Source organism: Prevotella communis (assembly GCF_022024175.1).
Taxonomy (GTDB): Bacteria; Bacteroidota; Bacteroidia; order Bacteroidales; family Bacteroidaceae; genus Prevotella; species Prevotella communis.
The window spans coordinates 2,708,789-2,733,281 of record NZ_CP091794.1; the positions used below are offsets into that span (position 1 = coordinate 2,708,789).

At 48.9% G+C, this 24,493-nt stretch carries 18 protein-coding genes; 6 read left to right on the forward strand and 12 right to left on the reverse strand.

Features of this window, described 5'->3' with window-relative positions; all coding sequences use genetic code 11:
- The first annotated feature begins 5 nt into the window (after nt 1–5).
- From L6466_RS10985 to L6466_RS10995, 3 genes are read left to right on the forward strand one after another with little or no spacing between them, the layout of a single operon-like run.
- Nucleotides 6–2,213, forward strand: coding sequence for a M6 family metalloprotease domain-containing protein (locus L6466_RS10985; protein ID WP_237812959.1), 2,208 nt, complete (start codon nt 6–8; stop codon nt 2,211–2,213).
- Between the two features lie 16 nt (nt 2,214–2,229).
- Nucleotides 2,230–3,039, forward strand: a complete 810-nt coding sequence (gene murQ / locus L6466_RS10990) for an N-acetylmuramic acid 6-phosphate etherase (protein ID WP_237812961.1) — start codon at nt 2,230–2,232, stop codon at nt 3,037–3,039.
- A 4-nt stretch (nt 3,040–3,043) separates the two neighbouring features.
- On the forward strand, nt 3,044–3,571 hold the full coding sequence (locus L6466_RS10995) for an STM3941 family protein (protein WP_237812963.1): 528 nt from the start codon (nt 3,044–3,046) through the stop codon (nt 3,569–3,571).
- 192 nt (nt 3,572–3,763) lie between these two features.
- Here the strand turns inward: L6466_RS10995 and L6466_RS11000 are convergent, their stop codons facing one another.
- The 9 genes from L6466_RS11000 to L6466_RS11040 form a co-directional block, all read right to left on the reverse strand.
- Nucleotides 3,764–4,786 carry an ORF6N domain-containing protein gene (locus tag L6466_RS11000; protein WP_237812964.1) on the reverse strand — a complete coding sequence of 341 codons (1,023 nt, stop codon included), beginning with the start codon at nt 4,784–4,786 and terminating at the stop codon, nt 3,764–3,766.
- A gap of 69 nt (nt 4,787–4,855) precedes the next feature.
- The gene (locus L6466_RS11005) at nt 4,856–5,206 is read right to left on the reverse strand and encodes an MmcQ/YjbR family DNA-binding protein (RefSeq protein WP_237802880.1); all 351 of its coding nucleotides are present in this window, start codon (nt 5,204–5,206) and stop codon (nt 4,856–4,858) included.
- On the reverse strand, nt 5,203–6,498 hold the full coding sequence (locus tag L6466_RS11010) for a hypothetical protein (RefSeq protein WP_237812966.1): 1,296 nt from the start codon (nt 6,496–6,498) through the stop codon (nt 5,203–5,205). Before L6466_RS11010 ends, L6466_RS11005 begins: the two co-directional genes overlap by 4 nt.
- Nucleotides 6,499–6,918: 420 nt before the next feature.
- Nucleotides 6,919–7,836: a hypothetical protein gene (locus L6466_RS11015; protein WP_237812968.1), complete on the reverse strand. Its 918-nt coding sequence runs from the start codon at nt 7,834–7,836 to the stop codon at nt 6,919–6,921.
- Nucleotides 7,837–7,999: 163 nt separating this feature from the next.
- Nucleotides 8,000–9,583 (reverse strand): glycoside hydrolase family 32 protein, encoded by a 1,584-nt coding sequence (locus tag L6466_RS11020; protein WP_091815136.1) that lies wholly within the window; start codon nt 9,581–9,583, stop codon nt 8,000–8,002.
- Between the two features lie 70 nt (nt 9,584–9,653).
- Entirely contained in the window at nt 9,654–11,063 is a 1,410-nt protein-coding gene (locus L6466_RS11025; protein ID WP_237795077.1) for a DUF4960 domain-containing protein, read from the reverse strand.
- Nucleotides 11,064–11,086: 23 nt separating this feature from the next.
- Nucleotides 11,087–12,847, reverse strand: coding sequence for a RagB/SusD family nutrient uptake outer membrane protein (locus tag L6466_RS11030; RefSeq protein ID WP_237812972.1), 1,761 nt, complete (start codon nt 12,845–12,847; stop codon nt 11,087–11,089).
- 30 nt (nt 12,848–12,877) lie between these two features.
- The gene (locus L6466_RS11035; protein WP_237812973.1) at nt 12,878–15,997 is read right to left on the reverse strand and encodes a SusC/RagA family TonB-linked outer membrane protein; all 3,120 of its coding nucleotides are present in this window, start codon (nt 15,995–15,997) and stop codon (nt 12,878–12,880) included.
- 168 nt (nt 15,998–16,165) lie between these two features.
- The gene (locus L6466_RS11040) at nt 16,166–17,710 is read right to left on the reverse strand and encodes an AraC family transcriptional regulator (protein WP_237812974.1); all 1,545 of its coding nucleotides are present in this window, start codon (nt 17,708–17,710) and stop codon (nt 16,166–16,168) included.
- Between the two features lie 186 nt (nt 17,711–17,896).
- On the opposite strand from L6466_RS11040, the gene L6466_RS11045 reads away from it, so the two are divergent.
- The 3 genes from L6466_RS11045 to L6466_RS11055 all read left to right on the forward strand — a co-directional run bounded on the left by L6466_RS11045 (nt 17,897) and on the right by L6466_RS11055 (nt 21,674).
- Nucleotides 17,897–19,558 carry a glycoside hydrolase family 32 protein gene (locus L6466_RS11045; RefSeq protein WP_091815150.1) on the forward strand — a complete coding sequence of 554 codons (1,662 nt, stop codon included), beginning with the start codon at nt 17,897–17,899 and terminating at the stop codon, nt 19,556–19,558.
- A 63-nt stretch (nt 19,559–19,621) separates the two neighbouring features.
- Complete coding sequence (locus L6466_RS11050) at nt 19,622–20,785, forward strand: MFS transporter (protein ID WP_091852344.1); 1,164 nt, start codon at nt 19,622–19,624, stop codon at nt 20,783–20,785.
- Nucleotides 20,786–20,789: 4 nt separating this feature from the next.
- A complete protein-coding gene (locus tag L6466_RS11055) occupies nt 20,790–21,674 on the forward strand; it encodes a carbohydrate kinase family protein (protein ID WP_091815155.1) in 885 nt (294 codons plus the stop codon).
- 516 nt (nt 21,675–22,190) lie between these two features.
- On the opposite strand, the gene L6466_RS11060 is transcribed toward L6466_RS11055, so the two are convergent.
- The 3 genes from L6466_RS11060 to L6466_RS11070 form a co-directional block, all read right to left on the reverse strand.
- Entirely contained in the window at nt 22,191–22,508 is a 318-nt protein-coding gene (locus L6466_RS11060; RefSeq protein ID WP_237802868.1) for a heavy metal-binding domain-containing protein, read from the reverse strand.
- Between the two features lie 92 nt (nt 22,509–22,600).
- The gene (locus L6466_RS11065; RefSeq protein WP_237795062.1) at nt 22,601–23,617 is read right to left on the reverse strand and encodes a DUF4435 domain-containing protein; all 1,017 of its coding nucleotides are present in this window, start codon (nt 23,615–23,617) and stop codon (nt 22,601–22,603) included.
- Nucleotides 23,610–24,452: an AAA family ATPase gene (locus tag L6466_RS11070; RefSeq protein WP_237795061.1), complete on the reverse strand. Its 843-nt coding sequence runs from the start codon at nt 24,450–24,452 to the stop codon at nt 23,610–23,612. The genes L6466_RS11065 and L6466_RS11070 overlap by 8 nt, the downstream gene beginning before the upstream one ends.
- Nucleotides 24,453–24,493 lie beyond the last annotated feature (41 nt).

The following is a 24,493-nucleotide window of genomic DNA, read 5'->3' on the forward strand; positions in this document are numbered from 1 at the left end:
CAAAAATGAATATCAAACATTTTCTCACGCTTCTGATTGTCACCCTTTTGTTTGGAATGCCAACAGGACTCAACGCTGCTGAGCAGAAAAAAGCCAACATCGTCTGTTTTGTGAAATTCGCTGACGAAACAGACGGAACCATGTTTGTAGATCAGCCCTTCAGTTACTACGAACGGATGTTTAATGGCAATACCGAAGGCACACAGAGCGTTTACAACTATTTTAAGCACTCGTCATACGGACTGTTAGACTGGACCACAAGTTTCTTCCCCGCCCCCAGTGAGAACTCAAAGATTATGTCCTATACAGCCAGTCAGCCACGTGGTTTCTATCAGGAGAAGAGCAGCATCAATCCTGATGGATACGATGACGCAACAGCGATGGCTGCTCGTGAGAGAGCACTTATAAAAGAGATTATCAATTATCTCGACCAAAACCTACCAGAAAATACCACTGTTGATGCCGACAATGACGGAATGGCCGATAATTTGACGATTATCCTCAGCAGCTGTTCTGATATTTCCAGCCGATATATGCTCTGGCCTCACCGCTCCGACTTAGTGTCAGCCAACAATGAGTTCATGATTCATGGTAAGAAAGTAGTAGGTTACCTGATGGTATTCGATGAAGCCCGTCAGATTACAGCTCCCACGACGCTGGGTGTTATCTGTCATGAGATGTCCCATTCTTTAGGTACTTACGATCTCTATCATGTCAACGACAAAAAGAACCCTGTAGGCATTTGGGATCTGATGTCCGACAATCAGAACGTGCCTCAGCAAATGACAGTCTACACGAAGTATCGCTACTGCAAATGGGTTGACAATATCCCTGAGATTTCTACTCCCGGCACTTACACACTAAACCCTGTTGGAGGCTCTTCACGCGAAAATATTGCCTACAAAATTAAGCCCGTTGGCAGCGATGAATATTTCGTTGTAGAATATCGCAAAAAGGAAGGCTACGATAGCAGTATCCCTGCCTCAGGCCTCATCATCTATCGTATTAATCCAAAGTTCTCTGGTGGTAACGTAGGCTATAATGGCACTACCCGTTTGGACGAGCAATATATCTTCCGTCCAGGTGGCAGCACCACTTCCGATGGTAACATCTCGCAGGCTAACTTCAGTCAGGAGAGCGGACGCACGTCCTTTGGCGGACTTGCTACCGAAAAACCCTTCTATAGCGACGGTACAACTGCGAACTTTGCCATTGCCAACATCTCATCCTGCGGTGAGACTCTCTCATTCGAACTATTAGAAACCAGTAAGCAGCTCATCTTATCTACTGCCAATCTTACACTGAAAGGTCAGAAGAACAGTGCCGCCACATTAACGGTAGCCAGTGATGTAAACTGGACTATCGCTAATATTCCAACATGGCTCACAGTGACACCTGCTACAGGAGAGGCCGGCACAACCATAATCAATATTGTGGCCAGTAGCGACAACACCACAGGTCTTGAGAGACAAGCCACATTGACTGTACAGGCCACCTCTGAAGAGACACTCGCCAAGACCATTACTGTCACACAAGAGAACTTCGCTTCAGATGTCATCCTGTTCGATGATTTCGAGAACACAGAAAATCCTAATGGCTGGGAAATCAGCTATGAAGGCGAAGCTGGTCGTGGCTGGCAATATACCACAGGTTCTACAACAGGAAAGCTTACCAGTATGACCAATAGTGGTACGCATGCCATGACCCTCAAAGAAGCATTCTACGAAGAGAAACATATGGATGCCAAGCTCACCTCTAAGGAATTTGCCAATGGTACAAAGTTGACATTCTACTCTCACTGCAACGGTGGCAATGCTAAGCCAAAAGTTGCCCCCGTCTATATCATAGAAGTAAGCAGCGATGGCGGCAACACTTGGAACACAATCTTCGATGTACTCAAAGACTATCCACGTGACGAGCAAGGCAATACCGTCAAGGTACTGACATACACAAAGATTACGCTCGACCTCACCCCATATAGTTCTGAACATATGAAGATACGCTTCAACTGTTACGACACCACCAACGAGGGTCTGCAGTACTGGTGGCAGATTGACGATGTAGAGATTACGGGGGCAGCTGATGCTACTGGCATCACGCTAACCTCCACCACCCGTCAGTCAGCACCCATCTACGACCTGCAGGGACGCCGTCTCAGCAAGAAGCCGTCCAAGGGTGCCTATGTGAGCAATGGAAAGATATACCTGAGATAACTATTTCATATCAGCAATGAAGATAGAAAATAAAATCACCGAACAGCCTTCACGCTACGATCACCTGGAACAGATGTCGGTAGCTGAGTTGCTCCAACATATCAACGAAGAGGATATGCTGGTGGCAGAGGCTGTACACAAGGCTATGCCGCAGATTCAGGCTTTGGTGGAAGCTATTGAGCCAAGGATGAAACGCGGAGGCCGACTCTTCTATGTGGGCGCAGGCACCAGCGGCCGACTGGGTGTGCTCGATGCCAGCGAACTGCCTCCTACCTTTGGTGTGCCTGAAGACTGGGTGATTGGACTCATTGCTGGTGGCGACAAGGCGTTACGCCACGCCGTAGAAAACGCTGAAGATATTGCTGAACAAGGTTGGAAGGACCTCGCGTCTTTCCAGCCTACAGCAGACGACACCGTGATAGGCATTGCCGCTTCCGGCACCACGCCTTATGTCATAGGTGCCGTTCGTGAAGCCCGTCAGCACGGACTGCTTACCGGTTGCATCACCAGCAATCCAGAAACGCCCCTTGCCTCGGCTGTTGCTTTTCCCATTGAGACGATTGTAGGCCCTGAGTTCGTCACAGGCTCCAGTCGCATGAAAAGTGGCACGGCCCAGAAGATGGTGCTTAACATGATTTCCACCACGCTGATGATACGCATGGGACGTGTAGAGGGGAATCGTATGGTGAAGATGCAACTCACAAATGCCAAGCTCGTGGATCGCGGCACCCGCATGATTCAGGAGTCGCTTGGCATCTCCTATGAAGAAGCCGAACGCCGTCTGCTGGAGGCAGGCAGCGTGGATGACGTATTAAACAATAAATAAGAACATGCAAGAAATCAAGATTTATCATTCTGTCTGGAGAACGCTCCTCCTTACCCTTGTCTGTGCCGCGTTTGTAGCTATGGCCTTCATGATGATAGCCCATCCGTCATCAAGTCGCTGGAATCCCATATTCTTGCAGGTGGTAGGAGTTATAGGCATCCTATTCTTCGGATTCGGTCTCATTGTCATACCTTCTATGATGATCAGAGAGCGGATAACCGGTCAGGCCTATATCACCATCACGGACAAGAGTTTCATTGTTCGTGGTTCAAAAGCGTTTATAACTAATTTTTCAGATGTTGAGGCCTTTGAGATCGTGGAAATAGGAAAACAAAAGTGTATTTCCATTCATTACAAACCTAATATCGAGATTCAGAAACTGGAGGATGCCAGTTTTCTGGAGCGTCTCGCCCGTAGATTTAATACCAATCTTACAGGTGCCCAGGAACATCTGACGACTACAGGTACAAACATAAAAACAGAAGAACTGTTCGAGATACTGAACGAGCGACTGAACAATTCCCGTAATTAAGATGCCTTGTAAGATATTTTTAATATCCCTAAAATCCCCCAAAAACACCCCTAAAATTTTGAGTTAACTAAAATCATGATTTGATTTAACTCGATTGATGATTTTAGTTAACTCAAACGATTAAATTAGTTAACTGGCCATTTTTAAGGCCCGTTTTTTGTTTACTTTTTTGTTTACTTGATCTCATGGTCGTTACTTCAATAATTGCAATACAGTTTCTGGCGACACCTCCATCTTCGTAACAGCACACATGCCTGCGCCCATATCCTTCACGCTGGCACCAAGCAGATAGACATCATCGTCGATAATCAGAAATCTATCATGGTTCCTTTGTGGCAATTGTATGAACTTTATTTCACGATACTGCTCATTATGCTTCTTCAGATCCACCATGAACGGCTCGTAATAGCGGCTATAAATCATAGCTTCCACATCATCAGCTCGCTTATCCAAAAGCGAAAGCACTCGATCGTCTACATAGTTATCTATCAGCACTATGCGCTGCTTAGCACTCCTCACCAAGTCAGATACGTACGTCCACGCATCCCACACGCAACCAGTGGCAAATATCTGTTCTGGCAAAAGCTTGGGCGATTGTTTGTCCATCCTGTCGAAAAGCACATCCATCTTCTGGTCTGTTTCAAACTGGTGTTTTTCCAATTGCGCTATACGCATCAGAATACCTGCATTCTGAACCATAAAACGTCGCATAGCCACGAAAGCATTCATAATAGTAATGCTCCTTTCTATAGCAATTTTACTATGCACAACGCTTGAAAGTTGTCCTATTCCCTGCTCTGTAAAAGCATAAGGTAAGGTGGGACGAAACTTCAAAGACTGGAGGTGGTCACAATTTGCAACCACCTCGCCAACTTCTTCTTTTGTCAATTCAAAACGAAAAGACTCAGGAAACCTTTCAATATTACGCTTTGCCTGTTGATTAAGACGTTTTGTCGTTACTCCATAAAGCCTTGCAATATCTTGGTCTATAAGCACTTGCTCGCCTCTGACTGTAACTATTAGCTTTTCAATGTCGTATTGACTGAGATTAGTTTCTTGCAGGTTATCACAATTTGCAACAACCTCTTCAGGGTGATCACCGCTCGGCCCTACGGGACGCTTGTCCAAACAAGAATTTGCAACCACCTCCTTGGACTGGTCGCATTTTGCGACCGGTTCCTTTTTATTTTTCTTCTTATTTGTATTGTTTACCATTGATTAATCTATTTTCAAGTGCAAAAGCTGAAAGACTGGCCACAGTCAAAAATAAGGATAATAACAGTTTCATATCTTTTTTTTCGTATATTTCGCCTTGACTACCTTGTATGAGTTTCGAGTCAGTTCCTTCAGCAGATCATCAGGGGCTGTCGTTGGATTAATGCCTATCCAGTATTTGGGTGATTCGTTGTACGGGTTCCCGATACACTCATACTGTGCCTTAAGATCTTCAATGCGTTCTGGCTGGCATTTCAGCGAGATAACGGAGAAATCATTGCAATCGAAGAATGAGAACATGTGTCCTGCTACGTAAAACACCAATACTCCCTCTCCGTTCTTGAACTTCTGGAAAGGAAGTTTCTCTTCTATGTCTTCGCCTAACGACAGGCAGAACTCACGATAGTCTTCTATGTTCATTTCTGCTTAGCATTTCGATAATCGGCAATGGGGGCTATCTGTAGCGGATGACGGTCTGGAATCTCGTAAGTCAGCCCCTGCTGATGCAGCTCGTCGAGGAACGTATCAAGATATACATCGGTTGCAAAACGCTGCATGAAACTGATGCTGAAAACACCTGCGGCAGCACTTACTTCCACTACAATCATATAGGCAGAGTCTGTCTCTGTGCGCATCTCCCTGACATATTGTTCGGCAGCACCCAGACGGGCCTTCCCCACATAACTGAACATACACGAACCGTACTGCTGACTCAGTTGGTTTGTCGGAGCAAAGGCCTGATAGCGGGCTTGAAGCGTGGGCAGTTGTTCCACCCTTTCCATCCGGTCTTGGGTCTGCCAGAAATAGTCTTGCAGGTTGTCTGGATAAGTCTGCTCGGCTATCATCTTGCGGAAAGCTGCTATCTGAGTATCAAAGTCCGCCTGCTGCATATCTTGCCCCAGTGGCAGGAACAGTCCGCCTACTTGTGAATGGTGTGCCGCAGTGGTTCCGAGTGTCTTTCTCAAATCAACTGCTACTGTAACGGTTGGTGCCAGAGGCGCACTCTCTGGATGCAGACGGGCGATGGCTCTTGCCAGAAGCAGGGTTAGGAAAGAAGTAGGCGTGGCACCGCATGCCCGCACACGCTTCATCATCTGCTCCTCAGAGATGCGTATCTGTACCACTTCTTTCTTATCAGAAAGGGGTACGATGGCATCGGTGGCCAGATTGATAACCTTGGGACGCTCGGGCAGCTGCTGCGGGTGGATGCTCGTTGGTCTTGGCAGTGTGGCAGGATCTGTCCATTCTGCCTCGTCGATGATGTCACCTGCCACCCAGACTCCTGCAGGGTCTAACTCACTATCGTAGCGTCGCCGGCAGTATTCATAGAGCAATGTCCGGAGGATGCGATAGGCGGCAGTCCCGTCGATGAGCGCATGAAAGAAATCCAATGCCACGCAATCGTCCCACCATGAAAAAGCCATCAGATGTTCGTTGGCTTCTTCACTGCACAAACATACCGGCTGACGGCTGTTGGTTACTTTCCAGGGCAGTGGATTGTCATGGTAAACATAATGTTCGCTGCCGTCAGCATCGCGTTCGACACCAAGTTTGACACACAGGTAAGGGTATCTCGTCTGTACTGCTGCCACTGCTTCTTCGAGCAGATGCCTATCCACATCATCTTTCATCTGAAGAACGATGCGCACCGTCATAGGGTACTCGTCATCGGCCCTATTCAAGTAGAAACGCTCAATATATAATCTCTGCATCGGTCGGTTTAGATTTGTCAAAGTCTATTTGCTCTGCATGAACAGCCAGTCGCGAACTGCGGCAATTCACTCCTACTGCCAGCAAAAACATTACTTTCTTCATATTCTTAATCCCTGCATCATAGCCGTCCCTTATCAAGGGGCTCTAAACTACCAAGACCTTTTTACTTAAACGATGTTGCAAAATTAGTCATTTCTGATAAATTCTGAGGTTTTATGAGTAATTTTGTGGCTGTTTTTGAGAATAATTAAGGTATGCCGGAGCAGCAGCGGACAAGTACATAGGGGACGGGTGAGTGTCCCCAGGTGTTCTAAAAACTGCTCTGGCAATAAAAAACCGCCCGCAGTCTCTATAGACGCGGGCGGCACACTAACTAACTAACAATCTTTTCATCAAAAAAAACTACTAACCAATCCTAACTATTTAACAATAACCTTCTTTCCATTGACGATATACAGGCCTTTAGCAGGATGAGCAACGCGCTGACCAGCGATGTTGAAGTACTGGCTGTTGGCAGTTTGCTCTTGGCTCTTTGCTACATTGGCAATGCCAGTAGCATCGGTACGGATGACGATGCCAGGACACTTAGTCTGAATGGCTGTCCAGTCCTCGTCCCAACGGCCAGCTTCTGAGACGTCGAGAACTGTAGCTGTAGAAGCCAGTTTCTTAGCCAGCAGAGCATAGTCGTCGTAAGCCTCCGGATGCCAGTCGCCATCCCATGTACACTGATAGGTACCCTTGCCAATGACACCAGTCACCTTGACTTCACCTGTCAGCGAATTGTCGGCACATGCAAGAATACCCTTGCCATTCACCATCGTACCCTCAAATTTTATATCATCGACATAGAAGGTTTTACCTTCACCTTGAGGCGTCTTTTCAAAAGGCCAGATAGCCAGCACATTATTACCATTATCCGTAACCTTTTCGTTGTCAGGACCGGCAGCGAACTCATAAACCATAACTTGCCATCCGTCACCACCATTGTACCATGCTATACGCTCAGCATTATAGGCACCATCCTTACCCTCAAGCTGTACCAGCACATTGTGTGCATCAGTCATTTTCAGGCGCATGGTCAAACGGCGCAGTGCCTTGAAGTCTACATCGCCAACAGGCAGTGCTGCGTTGTGGTGCTCGTCGTTCCAGCCACCAGGGTTAGCCTTCAGCGTGAACTTCATTATCTTGTTGCCATCTTCTTCTACTACAGTAGGATCTGCACGGTTCCAGAAACCACCGTCCGAACCGACTTCCTTGTCCGTTCCGTCCCAGAGAACTACCTGTGCGTTACAAACTGTTGCTGCGAAGAGCATTGCGAGTAAAAATACTTTTTTCATAAGCGTTGTTGTTTTAGAATTAATATTGTTTTTGGTTGCTGCAAAATTAGTATCAAAATACAATAAGTACTATCAATAATGTTACATAGAATAAGAAAAAACGTTCAGGGTAACATTTTTACGCTACCTTGAACGTTTTTTCTTATTTGTCGCAAATAATCTCTTACTGCTGACTGATCTTCAAGTCGCTAATGGTGATGTTACCACCATAGTTGTTGATGCTCCAGCAGTTTTTCTGGATGCCATAGATGCGGTTGGTGTAGCAGACGTTGTCGTTGATGTACATCACACAAACGGAGTTGTCGGTGTAGATATCAATCTGATAGGTATTATCCTCAGGACGTGGAACCTCGTAGCCATCAATTGCCTCGATGAAGCCCTTGCCTTCCTCGCCCTCCTGCTCGAAGTTCACCTTGCGCTTTTCGCCACCGGCCTCGGGGTTTACCATCAGCGTATAGTACTTCTTGGCATCGACACTGCGAACCAGCGAGATGCCGAATCTGTCGGCATTGCCTTCGGTCTTCACCGTCATGCTGATGTGGTTGTGATAACCCAGTCGGCCGAACATCACATAGGCGCCTTCGCCAGTGAGCTGACTATTGGCGTAACCATTGCTAGCCACCACCTGAAGCGCCTGCTGCTTGTTGTACTTGGCTGCCATGGCAGGCACCTCGCCGAGTGAGATGGTACCGTCTTCGTGCTGGATAATCTTGTGGCAAACCAGCGCACCACCCCAGTTTGGCTCGCCGCCAGCACCCACATTGACATTCTTGGCATCGATATCTGCGCCAGAACGGTATGGGCACCATCCCCAAATATAACGGTCGGTGCCGTTTGAGGCCGTCTTGCCGGCATAGAAACCACGACTGTCGAGCACGCCTTCCTTATAGTCGGGCCACACCTTGGGGTCGTTGAGGCAAGTCTTCAGCTCGTCCCAGCTCTTGGCCTTGACATACTTCACCTTGCGGCTCCAGTTGACTGCCTGTCCCTCGCTGAACACGAGATACCACCAGTCGCCCATCTTAAACACATCGGGGCATTCGCACATGCGCTCCCACACCATGTTGAACTGACCGACGTGCTCCCAGTTCTTCATATCGGCAGACTTGAAGTCGGCGAACTTGGGATCGCCACCGTAGGAAGGTTTGGTAGAGATGACCATGTGATAGAGACCGTCGTCGGCCACGAAGATCTGTGGGTCGCGGAAGTCCCAGCCAGAATAGCCATAGTCGGAACCATGGAGCTGCCAAAGATTGTCGCGCGTCCAGGTCTTGAAGTCGGGTGATGTGGCACGCATTACCACCTGGCGATCCTTACAGTCGGCGTTCTCGCCAGTGTAGTAAATATAGTACAGACCTTCACTCTCGTTATAATAACAGCAGCCAGTGCCAAGCGCAGCATCCTGCTGATAGTCGTTGCTACCTACTGCCAGCACCTCGCCAATCGACTGATAGTTACATCCATCGGTGGTCTGAACGCCCCAATAGGGGTGGAAACAATACTTGGCATTGTCATCATAGTCTTGCAGATAGAGCACCTTGAAGTTGCCTGCCTTCTGGTCGTAGAACGGCATGGGGTCGCCTACGCGTCCAAGTGCGGGCTTAAAGTAGGTCAAAAAAGCATCTTCGTCAACAGGCGAATAACGCTCTTCGCTGCTATTCCAGTCCTTGCCGGGATCGCCTACAATCTTGTCGTCAGAGCAGGAAAAGAGTGCAATGGCCGCCAAGCAAAAACTCATCACTGTCATTGTGTGGGACAATTTATTTATGCTTTTAGTGTTCATATTGTTCTATTATATAAGGTTAGACAGTTATTGATTATTCACCGGTGAGATAATGATAGGCATTCATCAGAATCTTGCCCATGTTCTCATGGTAAACAGAGGTATAGTCGGTGGGAGAATACCAGTCGAGCAGACCGGCACCGAAACAGATGATACCACCCTTTCCGAAATTGCCATCGTAATTCTTCAACTCCCAAGAGGATATCTCGTTGCCATGTCCGGTCAGGCGACGAGCCTTACCACCAGTCACTTCGTCGAACTTCTGATAGAGGGCTTCGTCGGAAACGCCGTCCCAATGATACTGAGATGCTGAGTTACAGATGGTGTAATCCTTATCAAGCGTGTAAATGGCTTCGGGATTGGCAGGGTTGACAACAAGTCCTTGCCACAAAGCATGGTTCTTGTCGAAGACAGGCAACGTCCAGGGATCATCCCCCATCTGTGGACCACCTTCGCCATTGCCACCCCAACAGTTGTTAGGACAACCGTCTTGTGGCATAGCACCTAACGCTGCTGCCAGGTTAACACCCATGCGCTGCAGCACGAAAGCGCCACCCTTCTTCCAGTATTCCTTCAGTTTTGGCAGAGCATCCATGGCACTCTTCTCGCCTCCCTCAAATCCAGAGAAGGAGGTATAAGCACCTGTCTGGCGATGGAAGAAGATGAACTTACACTCGTCCAGCAGACCGTCGAAGTTGGCAATCTGTTCCCAAGAGACATAAGCCGAGCCCTGAATATTGCTGGTCAGCCATTTGGCAGCAGCCTTCTCTTCGTCTTTCAGTTCATCGACATTAGCTGCGTTGCCTGCGAAGATGGCTACAGGTTTATCGATCAGCACGATCTTCACGGTATATGTATTAGTAGCCGTACCATCGTTCAGCGTGAGCTGGAACGGATTGTTCGGATCGCTAAAATCGGCGGTCGAACCGCTGGCCGGGAAACTGACAGCATCCTCGCTATTATCTACAGTGAAGGAAGCATTGCTCAGGTCGATGCCACTGATGCCCAGCACATAGACGGTGATGGTTTTGTCTTCTTCGTTGATGGCACCTTTGATGCCTGAAAGGTAGAAGTTATAGAGCTTGGCCTCGTCATTGCGCACGGCAATGCGATATTCCATCATCAGGTCGCCATTGGTGATGCGCAAGGTCTGGTCGGCTTCCACATTGATATGGTCGCCCTGCTTGATATTGCTGGATGCTCCTGGCGAAACAATCATGCTGGTGACAACCATGTCGTTCTTAGCGGTAAAATCGACGGGCACCTTCACTTTGATCAACTTGGTGGCCATGTCGATGGTTGCTTCGTACTGGTCGTTAAGCACGAACTTCTGCACCAGACAATCGCCACCGACGCTGAGACTGCCTGTATGATCGTCTGAGCAGGCAGCAAACCCGCAGGCAACCATCAGTGCACAGATGATATTAAATATTTTAGTCTTCATAATATTCAGTTTAAATGTTCTTATTACCAATTACCACAGTTCTGAGTGTACTTTCCATTAGAGGCAGCCATCTGCTCGTGAGGCACAGGCAGGTATTCGTTCTTGTCGGCCACGAATTGTGCACCTTCAAGGAATTTGGCACTTTTGCTCTCGGTGGCATAGAAGTTATTGATCACGCTGGCTGCTTCGCCCCAACGCACTAAGTCGAAGAAGCGCTCGCACTCCATAGCCAGTTCCAGACGACGTTCCATCTTGACAATACTCAATGTCTTGGCTTTGTCGTAAGTGCCTTCGTAGGGCTTCACATTGTAACGTACGTTCAGCGTACTGGGATAGTTGGCCACAACACTGCTTGACTGCATGCTCTTGGCGCGATTGCGCAGCTTGTTCACCAGCTGAATAGCCTCGCCAGTCCGGTTCAGTTGTGCCAGTGCCTCTGCACGCATCAGCAGCACGTCGGCATAGCGGAACACGATGCGGTTCATTGATGTGGCCCACTGGTTGTCTGCATTGAAGATGTACTTATCTGTCAGGTCGGGGTCAACGCACTGCTTGAGGGAGATGAAATTGCCATAGTTGCCATTAGAACGACTCCAAGGCTTGCCCTCACCAATGGTAAGTTTGGGACTGGGATTGAACATAAACTGTGTACCGGGCATGCCCACGGTGATAAAGAGTCGTGGATCAACAGTCTGGCTGTTGCCGACGGTCTTGCCTACAAGCACAGCATAGTCTGTGGCATTAGCCTCATCAAACATGGGATGGCCCTCGAAGTCGGTCTTGTAGGCATTCACCAAATTGTGTGAGGGCTTGTAGAAGTCGCAACCGCCCAGGATACCTTCAAGCTCAGGTGGAATCAGACGGTTTGAGAAGTTCAGGTTACCGTAGTTCGTACCGTCGTTCTTTGAATACTGAATGGCCCAGATGCTCTCCTTGCCATTCTCGTAGGCTTCTTCAGGACGGAAGTTGTTGTGCAGGTCGCCCTCAAGGTCGTAGCCACGATACAGGGTGAGCTCGGTGTATTCCACCACTTTCTTCAGGTCGTCCTCATTGATGCTGGTTACCTGATTGCTGTTGGCATCGTCCTGGCGGTAGGCCTTGTAGAGATAAGCCTTGGCGAGGAAGGCAGCGGCAGCAGACTTGTTGGGGCGACCTTTGTCGGCCTGCGTCTGAGGCAGATGCTCGTAGGCGTAGTTCAAGTCCTCGATGATCTGCATCCAACCTTCGTCGTTGGTGTATTCGGTATTTGAGATATTCTTAATATCTTCTTCCTCCAGATTAGGCTTGTTGACAAAAGGAATCTTCTTGAACAAGCGCTTCAGCTGGAAGTGACCGTAGGCACGCAGGAAGCGCATCTCTGCTATGTGCTCCTGAACGGCTGCATCGTCCTGATTGCCATTCGACAGCACATTAAGACAAAGATTAACGCGCGACAAATACTTATAGAGTCTGGTCCAGATGGAACTGAAGTTCCAGTCGGTGGTCATCACACCGGTACATAGCTCCAGGTTATGGAAAGGAGTACCATCAGAATGGTCGGCACCACCAACATATGCATCGTCCGAGCGCGTGTCGTAGTTCCACAAGGAGAACGAGGCGTTCATATCCTCGATGGTTACCAGTCCGGCATATGCAGAGGTAAGGATGTTGTCTGCGTTAGCAGGATCCTTTGCTTGTTCCTCGGTCAGTGTAGCCTGTGGCAGTTGGTCGTCGAGGAAGTCAGAGCAAGAAGTTAAACCACCAAGCGCACAACATGCGAAAAATGCTTTATATATAGTCTTCATAATTATCATATTTCGATTGTCTGTTATCAATTAAAACGATACATTCATGCCGAATGTGAGGTTGAGAGGGATTGGATAGCCGAAGCCAGGATTCTCAGGATCGACACCCGTGAACTTGCTGCTCTTGATGGTCAGCAGGTTCTGGGCTGAAGCATAAAGACGTACACGTTCCATCTTCAACTTGTTGACAAGAGACTTGGGCAGGTTGTAGCCCAGCTGAATGGTACGAAGCTTAGCAAATGAGCCATCCTCTATGTAATATGAAGACAGACGGCCTTCGTTGGCAACATCTCTGGTGCTCAGCGCAGGGATATCGCTACCAGGATTGGCAGGGCTCCATGCGTCAAGTACTCGGGTGCCCTTATTCAAATAGGGAAGGTTCACCTTATCATAAGTATTGGTCCAGAAATCGGTCTGGGTCTTATAGTCGTAGCAGTTGACATCAACGCCCTGAACGCCCTGCCAGAACATGGACAGGTCCCAATCCTTATACTGCAGATAGATGTTCAGACCCCAGGTAAAGTCGGGTGTGGGGTCGTAGATCCATGCCTGGTCGCTCTCGTTGATAGTGCCGTCCTTAACCACATCGAGATAGCGAATACGGCCCAGTCCGGCAGCCTCCTGAGAGGCGTGGTTATTGATTTCTTCCTGCGTGCGGAACAAACCGTCTGCCACATAGCCAACCTCTGAATACATGGGGTGACCGATGATGCTGAACACGCCATTGCCACCGTAGGTACCGGCAGCAGCGACGGTCTCTGGCAGTTTCGTTACTTCGTTGGTGTACTTACTGATGTTTCCGGTGATGTCCCAAGAGAAGCCGTTGGCCTGTTTATGACGATAGCCCAACGAGAACTCCCAACCTACGTTCTTCACCTCGCCGGCATTGATCCACTGCGAAGAACCTTCACCCTGTGTGCCAAGTCCTTTCATCTCGACGAGGATGTCTGTCGTTTTCTTATTGAACCAATCAAACGAACCGTAAATCTCATTACCTTTCAATGCAAAGTCCAAACCGATGTTATGCTGCGTGGTGGTTTCCCATTTGATATTCTCGTTGCCAATCTGCTTGCGGATATAACCACTGGGGAGGTTGGTGCCACCATTGCTTCCGGTGATGTCGTAAACGGTGCCGGCAGGGGCCTCACCATTCCACAACTCGGTGGTAACGACGGGTGCATACATGGTGAACCGGGCTGTATTCGAGATTTCCTGGTTACCAGTCATACCCCAAGAATAACGTACCTTCAAATCATCGAGCCAACTTCTGGTGCCTTCCATGAATTTCTCCTGAGTGATACGCCAACCAGCTGATGCAGAGGGGAAGGTACCGTATCGGTTGTTCTTACCAAAACGGCTTGAACCATCGCGACGCAAGGTGAAAGATGCCATGTAAGTATCATTATAGGTATAGTTGGCTTTTCCGAAGAAAGAAACCAGCGAGAAGCCACCACCTGAGCCTTCGGCCACCTGACGACCAGAGCCTGCTGTGGGCCACATATAATCGGTAGTGAGTACTGCCATGCCATAGCGACGGGCATTACTCCAGTTGTCGTCCGTGCGGTTCAACTCTATACCAATCATTGCGTCTGCACGATGCTTGCCAATCTCCAAATTATAAGTAGCAATGGCATTCCACATCCAGCGCTGGGCATGCTCCTGACGCATCTCAGCAGCGGTCTCGGAGTTGGCAATCTTACCATTAGCCACGGGATACTGGAAATTGCGCTGTTGCTTCTGACTGTAGTCCAAGCCGACGGTAGAACGAATCATGAAGTTCTTAAACGGCGTAATGCTGATGTGGGCATCACCAAAGATACGCCACATCGTATATTCGTTGTCTTTCGTTCTTGAAAGCATACTCAGGGGATTCTCACGCTCTGGGAATGCTTCCACGGGCTGAGCGTACTCACCATTTTCGGCGTAGATGGGGAAATTGGGACTGAACTGCAAGGCGTTTCTGAGAATATCGCCAGGAGCATCGGTTCCCTTGGTGCGGTTCAGGGTAAAGTTCTCACCAATCGTTACAATGCCATCTAGCAACTTATATTCGGTATTGGCACGTGCCGACAGACGACTGAACTCTGACTCTTTGATCGTACCTTTATTATCGTAATAGCCCATAGAGAAGAACGAGCTACCCTTCTCCGAACCACTGCTCACAGAGAGGTTGTACTGCTGAACGATGCCTGTGCGAGTGACCTCGTCAAACCAGTCGGTGTCGCCAGCGTGCACTGTGCCGTTGGCGTCCAGATAGTTGTCCATGGTCACGCCATAGAGCTGCGGATGACCGTTCTGATCGTATCCCCAGTCAAAGTTATAGCCCACAATATTATTATTGGGATTCTTGCCATCGTTGATGTTTGCCTGCCAAAGTGCCTGACCAAACTGGCGGGCATTGAGGGTCTCAATCTTATGAGCGTAGAAAGAAGCAGCGACACTACCGTCAAAATCTACTCTCACCTTTCCTTCCTTGCCGCGCTTGGTCGTGATGATAATCACACCATTGGCAGCACGCGAACCATAGATAGAAGCCGAAGCGGCATCCTTCAGAACCTGAATAGACTCGATATCATTGCCGTTCAGCTCGTGCATGCCCGACTTGGTGGGCACACCATCTATAATATATAAAGGATCATTGTTGTTCAACGTACCCAAACCACGGATACGTACCGTGGCAGCTCCTGATGGATTACCATCGGCAGAGATGTTCATGCCCGGTACACGACCTTGCAGAGCCTTCATCGGGTTATTTTCATTCTGCTTGGCTATCTCGTCAATACTCACCGTTGAGATGGCACCTGTCAGATCAGCCTTGCGCTGGGTGGTATAACCCGTCACCACCACCTCCTGCAGCACTTTGTCATCGGGTTGCAATTGCACCTTCATACCGTTCTGCGCAGGAACATCCTGCGTCTGGTAGCCGACATAAGAGATGGAAAGGATAGCACCCGCCTTGACTTTAATCTTGAAGTTACCGACTAAGTCGGTCACCGTGCCATTGGCCGTGCCTTTCTCCTTCACCGTAGCTCCGATAACTCCGTCGCCGAAATCATCGATCACCGTTCCCGTAATCTCTGTTTGCGCGTACATTAAAGTACTCAGCATCAGAGTCAGGAAACTCAAAAACACTCGTTTCGATTGTTTCATTTGCTTTACGTTTTTAGTTAATACTCTCGTTTTAGATTCTGACGCAAAAGTAGTAATGATATAGTTATTGGTATGAAAAATATCGTTCATCCCATTCAAAAATTGTTGCAATGTAACAAAATTACAATGGAATGAACGAATAATCTTAGTATTACAAATATTTCCGTGCTATTTCCGGACGTCGCCAGGCACCATGCCGTACTCCTCTTTGAAACATTTGGAGAAGTAGCTGGGGGCAGTGAATCCGACAGCGTATGCCACCTCGCTGACACTCTTGTCGGTGGTGATCAGCATCTGATAGGCGCGCTTCAAGCGCGTGGTGCGCAGCAGTTCTACGGGTGAGGAACCGGTTATCGTCTTAATCTTACGATAGAGCTGTACACGACTGAGGCTCATCTCTGCTGCCAGGTCGTCGACACTGACCTCGCTATCTTCCATGCGAGCCTCAACGACCTCGCGGAACCGTGCCAGGAAGGCACTTTCGGCAACGACGGACGATTTCTCGTCTGCCGGGCTGTCTGCTGTCTGCTCCTTTGTTTCGTCAGCAACAGGTGCTGGCTCTATCTCCATATTCCACAGGGTACTGACGACACGCTCTTGCTGTAACTTCACGTTACGGAGATGATACAGATAGAACAACACGATGGTTACCACCAAGAGCAGAATGACACCCATCGACATCCAGTTGACGACATGCTGCGTAGCTAACTCTTTCAGATAGGTGTCTGCCCTGCTATGCAACTGGTCGAGATACTCAGCCTGGTGCATCATCTCTTCGCTTTGCATCAACAGCACCTTAGCATTGTCGCGAGTAACCAGTGCTGACTGCAGAAGAGCTTCCTTCTCGTAGGGTTTGCCTTCAAGGATGTTGATAGCCAACTCTATGATTTTGTCACCATGGGTAGGATAGATATAGGAAGCATCCAGGATGCTGTCGCGTACCAGACGGATGCCGCCATCTTCACCAGGCAGACCGTCAATGCCACAGTAGAGTGGCTGATGGCTGTCAGCTGTTAGCTGTTGGCTTTCTTGCAAGGCACGACGGGCCCCCATGGCCATGCGGTCGTTCTGACCAAAGACAAAGTCGATATGGTCCAGATTGCCAGGATAGGCTTTCACGGCCTTGACGGCACTCTCCTCTGTCCAGTCGCCTTGCAGGGTTGCAACGACAGTGATGTCTGGGTAATTCTTCAGGGCATCAGCGAAACCGTTGTGGCGCTCGATGGCTGGTGACGAGCCCTTGAGTCCCATGATTTCCATGACACGTCCTTTGCCATGCAGTCGACTGGCGATGTATTCACCCATGATGCGCCCCATCTCGTAGTTGTCGGCACTGATGAATGACGTATATTTCTGTGAATTGGTCTTTCGTTCAAAGACAATAACAGGAATGCCCTTATCGTAGGCGCGGTCGATGGCTGACGAGATGGTTTTCAGCTGGTTGGGAGCAACAATCAGCAGGTCAATGCCGCTGTCCACCAGCGAGTCTATCTGTTGTACCTGACGCTCGTCGCTATCGTGGGCTGCAGCAAAACGCAGCTCTACATTTTCCTGACAATAGGCTCCCATACGCAGCTCGGCATTCTGCTTCTCACGCCAGATATCTGCCGAACACTGAGATACACCTATTATATAATGAGGTTTAGGGTTGGCACATCCTAATATAGTCAGTAGCAACGCCAACAGCAAAGCCCCCAAAAGTTGTTTATGCATCATTTTAGAATTGTATTAACAGGTTTTGTTGGCAAAAATACGAAAAAAAATAGAAAATACGTTCATTGTCTGTCTTTTTTGTTGCAATGAACGTTTTTTATTAGCTTTTGTATCATAATTTATAGGAGCAAAAAGAGAAATCATGTATATTTGCAACAGATTTCTACACTAAAACATCAAACGACAATGAAGAAAAGATTTTTACTGACACTGATGACTGTCATGCTAACCTGTACGGTTGGAGCACAGGTGAAGCCTATCGTGCTGGGCGACAAGCACGCCATGTTGAAAATGGAGCAAAGCTCCCGCTATCTGCTATTGCCTGTACAGGAAACGGAAGACATCGCAGCCATCGCCGTGTTAGACAACTATAATAATATGGTACAACGCCTCAACGTGAAGCTGGCCGTTGACCGCGTAGACTATTATGTGCCTTACGAACTGAAGGGTGCTTGTCTGTTGGATATCGAATTCCACGGAGACCGCCGCCAGAAGGGCGCTGTGGGTGAGTTTGCTTGCTGGCGAGAGATGAAGTACTCCAATACTTTCGACACTCAGAACCGTGAGCACTTCCGTCCTGTCTACCACCATACCCCTCTCTATGGTTGGATGAACGATCCCAACGGAATGTTTTACAAGGACGGTGTGTGGCACCTCTACTACCAGTATAATCCTTACGGCAGTCAGTGGGAGAATATGACATGGGGGCACAGTACCTCGAAGGACTTAATACACTGGGAGGCTCAGCCACTGGCTATCGAGGCCGACTGGTTAGGTTCTATCTTCAGCGGCTCGTGTGTAACGAACGGCAGCGAGGTGGTGGCTTTCTACACCTCTGCAGGTCATCATCAAACACAATCCATGGCGGTATCAAAGGATGGCGGCCGCACCTTTAAGAAGTATAGCGGCAATCCTATCCTGACGACCAGCGACATTGCCGACTTCCGCGACCCCAAAGCATTCTGGAACGAGGATGCCAAGATGTGGAACCTCATCCTGGCTGCAGGCCAGGAGATGCGCATCTACTCGTCAAAGGACTTGAAGGCATGGAAGTATGAGTCGTCGTTTGGCAAGGAGTATGGCAACCACAGTGGTGTGTGGGAGTGTCCTGACCTGTTCAAGATAGACAACAAGTGGGTGCTCATCTGCAACATCAATCCTGGTGGCCCCTTTGGCGGTAGTGCTACGCAATATTTCGTAGGACAGTTCGATGGTCACAAGTTCACGTGCGAGTCGATGCCGAAGGTGACGAAGTGGCTGGACTACGGCAAAGACCACTATGCTACGGTGTCGTTCTACAATGCACCCGACAACCGCCGCACGGTACTGGCATGGATGTCCAACTGGCAGTATGCCAACCAAGTACCCACCAAGCAGTTCCGCTCAGCCAACTCCATACCCCGCGACCTAGGACTGTTCCGTCATGGTGAAGAGACTTACGTCAGCGTAATACCTTCCAAGGAGATGCTGGCCGTGCGTGGCGCAAAGATAAAGAATCCTACCGAGGCCTGCGAGATTCTCATCGACACAAAGAGCCAGACGGAGATAGTACTCTCCAACAACAAGGGCGAGAAGGTGACGATGAAATACGACGGCCAACAGCAGACGTTTATGATGGAGCGTGTGAAGAGTGGCGACGTCAGCTTCAGCGAGGCATTCCCTGCTGTGACGGTAGCCCCAACGTTTGGCACCGTCAAACAACTGCGCATCTTCATCGACCGCTGCAGCATCGAGGTGTTTGATGCAGAGGGCAAGATGGCTATGACCAACTTGGTATTCCCGTCAGAGCCCTACAACACCCTCAAGGTGAAAGGTGGAAAGGCTACGATCTATCAAGTTAAGAATTAAAAATTAAGAGTTAAGAAAGATAGTGAAGAGCTAACAGCTAAGAATTGATAATTATAAAATATTATGACTAAGCAAAACAAAACAATTTACCTGATTCCCGTGATGCTCTGCTTCTTCTGCATGGGCTTCGTGGACTTGGTGGGCATTGCCTCCAACTATGTAAAAGAAGACCTCGCACTGAGCGACTCGGTAGCCAACGTACTGCCATCGCTAGTATTCTTCTGGTTCCTCATCTTCAGCGTACCCACGGGCATGCTAATGAACAAGATTGGTCGTAAGAAGACTGTACTGCTGTCACTGGGGGTGACTGTCGTGTCGCTACTCTTGCCACTGTTTGGCGAGACGTTTACACTGATGCTTATCGCCTTCTCACTGCTGGGCATCGGCAACGCACTGATGCAGACCTCGCTGAACCCGCTGGTATCAACGGTGATGGGTGGCGGCAACCTGGCAGCAACGCTGACCTTCGGTCAGTTCATCAAGGCTATTGCCTCCTTCTCGGCACCTTATCTGGCTATGTGGGGCGCTACACTGGTCATTCCTGAGTTCGGACTGAACTGGCGCGTGCTCTTCGGCATCTTCTTCGTGGTGGGCATCCTGTCTACGGTGCTGCTCTTCGTAACACCTATCGAGGAGCCACCCATTGAGGGCAGGCCGTCGACCTTTGTAGAGTGTTTCAAACTGCTGGGAACACCTATCGTCCTCTTATCGTTCTTGGGAATCATGTGTCATGTGGGTATTGACGTAGGTACTAACACTACCGCACCGAAGATTCTGATGGAGCGCCTGGGAATGACGCTCAACGAGGCGGCATTTGCCACAAGTCTGTACTTCATCTTCCGTACTCTGGGCTGTCTGACGGGTTCGTTCTTCCTCCGCGTGCTGAAGATGCGCACCTTCTTCACCATCTCTATCGCCATGATGGCCCTGTCGATGTGCGGACTGTTCGTCGGCACTGAGCAGTGGATGCTCTATACTGCCATAGCCCTGGTGGGTTACGGCAACTCGAATGTCTTCTCCATGTGTTTCGCTACCGCTTTGGAGTCGATGCCTGAGAAACAGAACGAGGTGAGCGGTCTGATGATAATGGGACTGTTTGGTGGCACCATCTTCCCGCTGCTGATGGGCTTCATGAGCGACGCTATGGGACAGGCAGGAGCCGTGTTGGTCATGGCTGTTGGCGTCATCTACCTCTTTACGTATATCAAACAATTAAAAACCGCATAAGACAATGGAACAGAAACGATTTGTAGTAGGTCTCGGTGAGGCTTTATGGGATGTTCTTCCCGAAGGTAAGAAACTGGGTGGTGCACCCGCCAACTTTGCCTATCATGCTGGACAGTTTGGACTGCCGACAGTAGCTATCAGTGCCTTGGGTCAAGACGATTTGGCAGAAGAAACCATCGAAGCACTGAAGGAACATCACTTAAATTACCTGATGCCACGCGTGGCCTATCCTACCGGTACAGTACAGGTTACGCTATCAGGCGATGGCATTCCTGCCTATGAGATCAAGGAGAATGTGGCATGGGACAACATTCCCTACACACCAGAAATTGCAGAGATTGCCCGTCAGTGCCGTGCCGTTTGTTTCGGTTCGCTGGCTCAGCGCAATGTCACTTCATGGGCTACCATCCGCCAGTTCCTTGACAACACGCCAGAGGACTGCCTGAAGATTTTCGATATCAATCTGCGCCAGCAGTTCTATACCAAGGATGTCATTGAGGAGTCGCTGAAGCGCTGCAACATCCTGAAGATTAACGATGAAGAATTGGTTGTCATCAAGCGCATGTATGGCTATGACGATCTGGATATGCGTGGCATCTGCGAGAAGATGCTGGCAGAATATAAGCTGAAGATGCTGGTTCTGACGTGTGGCACCAATGGCTCGTACGTCTTTGCGCCTGGTCTGACGTCTTTCCAGGAGACGCCGAAGGTGACCGTTGCTGACACGGTAGGTGCTGGCGACTCGTTCACGGGCTCGTTCTGCGCAGCCATCCTCAACGGCAAACCCTTAGAGGCTGCTCACCGCATAGCTGTAGAGGTCAGTGCCTATGTCTGCACACAGAATGGCGCTATGCCCAAATACCCTGACACGCTGATTGCCAAGATATAACACATCAGTTCTAAACGACAGTCTGTCCTTTGAAGGTGACACCTTCCTGGGACAGATTTTAGGGAAAATAATTGCTTTTTTAAAAAAACGTTTCACTTTCACACCCAATGCTGGGAGTACATAGGGGACGGGTGAGTGTCTCGCTCCGATGTAAGAAGGAAGATGTCTGAGGGCTGAGGGCTGAGGGCTAATTTACCTAGAAACAAAAACGATATTACTGACTTTCAATCTGCCTTGTATATGATAGCAAGAAAATACTCTAGAGAATTATTCCCTGTATAACTAAGTTGCAAATGCTATATCACTTAGTAAGGACAAAATTCTCTAGAGAATTTCTTTATTACTTTACTGTTAAAAATGCTTTAGCCTGCTCTTAGGCAGCAATCACTCTGCTCCTAGGCTGCAATCACTCTGCTCCTAGGCTGCTCCGTGGAGCACTCACGAACGAGGCTAGAAGCAGGCTGCAGTATGGCTAAAACGAGGGAAGTACGGTTGATGAGAGCAAGGTGAAAAACATTAAATAACCACGGCTGTGCCGCTGGTGGCAACCATCAGCATAGAACCTGTAGAACCTATCGTCTCATAATCAATGTCGATGCCCACGATGGCATTGGCACCCATAGCCTGAGCACGCTGCATCATTTCACGCATTGATGTTTCCTTTGCCTCCTGAAGCACCTGCTCATAACTGGCAGCACGTCCGCCAACGATGTCACGTATGCCAGCAAAGAAATCCTTCACGAAGTTAGCACCAATAATCGTTTCACCAGTCACCACACCCTTGTATTCGCGGATGGTCTGACCTTCAATCTGTGGAGTTGTTGTTAGTATCATAATCGTATTCTTTAATTAGTTTCTATACATTAGACGTCCAGATGATGCAAAAAATTTCATCTTTTGTCATTTATTTCAAAAATGTGACACAGTTACTCTGTTGCCTCGCTGCTTTGGGGCTTTCCCAAGAAATCAGCTATGTCATCTTGCAACTGCAAGAACAGAGGACAGTGCTGATAGCCTACATTTTTCTTGAGCATTGACTTGACATCCTGCTGCGAGTTCTCGTAGCACGACATCTCATTGCGCTTCTGAGTGCGATGAGCCTGAGAATAGTATATCTCGTTCTGACGCTCCTGACGCAGGATATTACACACCTTGGTAAGGATAGGACTGACAACCGTATCAAAAAGATGATGGCCCTGCACATAGAGATAGGTAGTCTGAGGCGTGACGCCTAGAGCCTGGATATCATTCTTCACCTTCAGGTAAGCCTCCTTATTATTGGGATACTGGCGTTGCAGTTCACGTATCTTGGTACCCACCTTACGACGGATATTGGCAATGGACACACCCGGATTCTGAACCGTGAAGCCACCTGGGTCGATGACACGATTGAAATCAGACAGGGAGAAGCGTCCGTGATGCCCTGTGCGATAAGCCCAGACAGACCAGACAAAGAGCGGGAAACAGGCCTCGCTGAACTGGCGGAAATAGTCCTCGAAGTCAAAGATACGATGGTCATTGAGCGTCACAGCCACACAGACATCATGCAGCGAGGGCGCATAGCACTGGTAGTTCTCGATGGCATAGACATAGGTATGGAATACGTAAGGACTATTGATGACACGGCGCGACTGTTCCGTGGCGCCCTGCATCAGGTAGTCGAAGTCGGCATCCACACAGGCTATCATATCAGGCCCCACATGTTCGCCCACAAAATTCATCAGCACCGACTTCTTGCCTCGCGTCAGGTTCATCTTCGAAGGCAGCATCACCTCGAAATAGCGTTTCTCGTTCTCGAAACGACTGAGCACCGTACGCCAGAAATAGATATCATCATAGCTCTCGACATAAGCCACGATTCTACGTCGCGCCGACTTACCCCTCAAGGCATTGGCCGCCTCGAAGTAACGACTATCTATATTGTCTATCAGCCGGTTAGCCATTGACAGTAATCTCGCTCACTTCAGTTACACGATCTGCCCAACCGTTCATCACCACGGCAGGCGAATGGGTGGTCATGATAATCTGCACATTAGGATTCAGCTCCATGACCAGGTCAATCAACCGTTTCTGCCACTCCAGGTGCAGACTTACCTCTGGCTCGTCCATAAAGAGGACATAAGGCTGATCGTCCTGCACCAGGACGGTGAGCAGGATGGCCAGCATCTGCTTCTCGCCACTCGACAACTGATAAGGCACCAACACCTCGCCAATCTGCGTGAAGCGAATCTCGTTCTCTGTACGGACGATACGCTTGCCCGTCTCAGCAAAGAGTTCATCGACCATATCCTGGAAGCGCGTCTTCTTCTGCGACAGCTGCTGGGCCGCATCCGCATGCCCCTGCTGCAGCTGTTCGATGATACGATTGCCTATATTTACCTGATAATCCAGATATTTGCGTTGCAGATTATAGAGCTGGATATCGAGCAGCGAGCCGCCTCCTACCCCAGCCAAGGCAGTCAAGGCCTGACGCACGAAGCCATCGCTCTCCGTAAATGCCTGTGACAGATTCGAGTCAAGAGAACGAATCATATCATAGCGAATCCACTTGCATTCATCGGGCATCACTTCCAGACGGACACCCTTCAGCATGTGACTGGGAAACTCGCCACCAGCAGCAAGTCCCTTCACCACCTTATTCAGGATGGTGCTCTTACCAACGCCATTGATGCCACTCAGGATATTCACATGCGGATCCAGTTCCCACACGATGTGCTTCTTACCACTCCACAGCGAATCAATCTCAATCTTCTTGATATAATCTGCGTACTTCTGCATAGTCTTCAGATTTTTAATTATGTCGCAAATATACAACTATT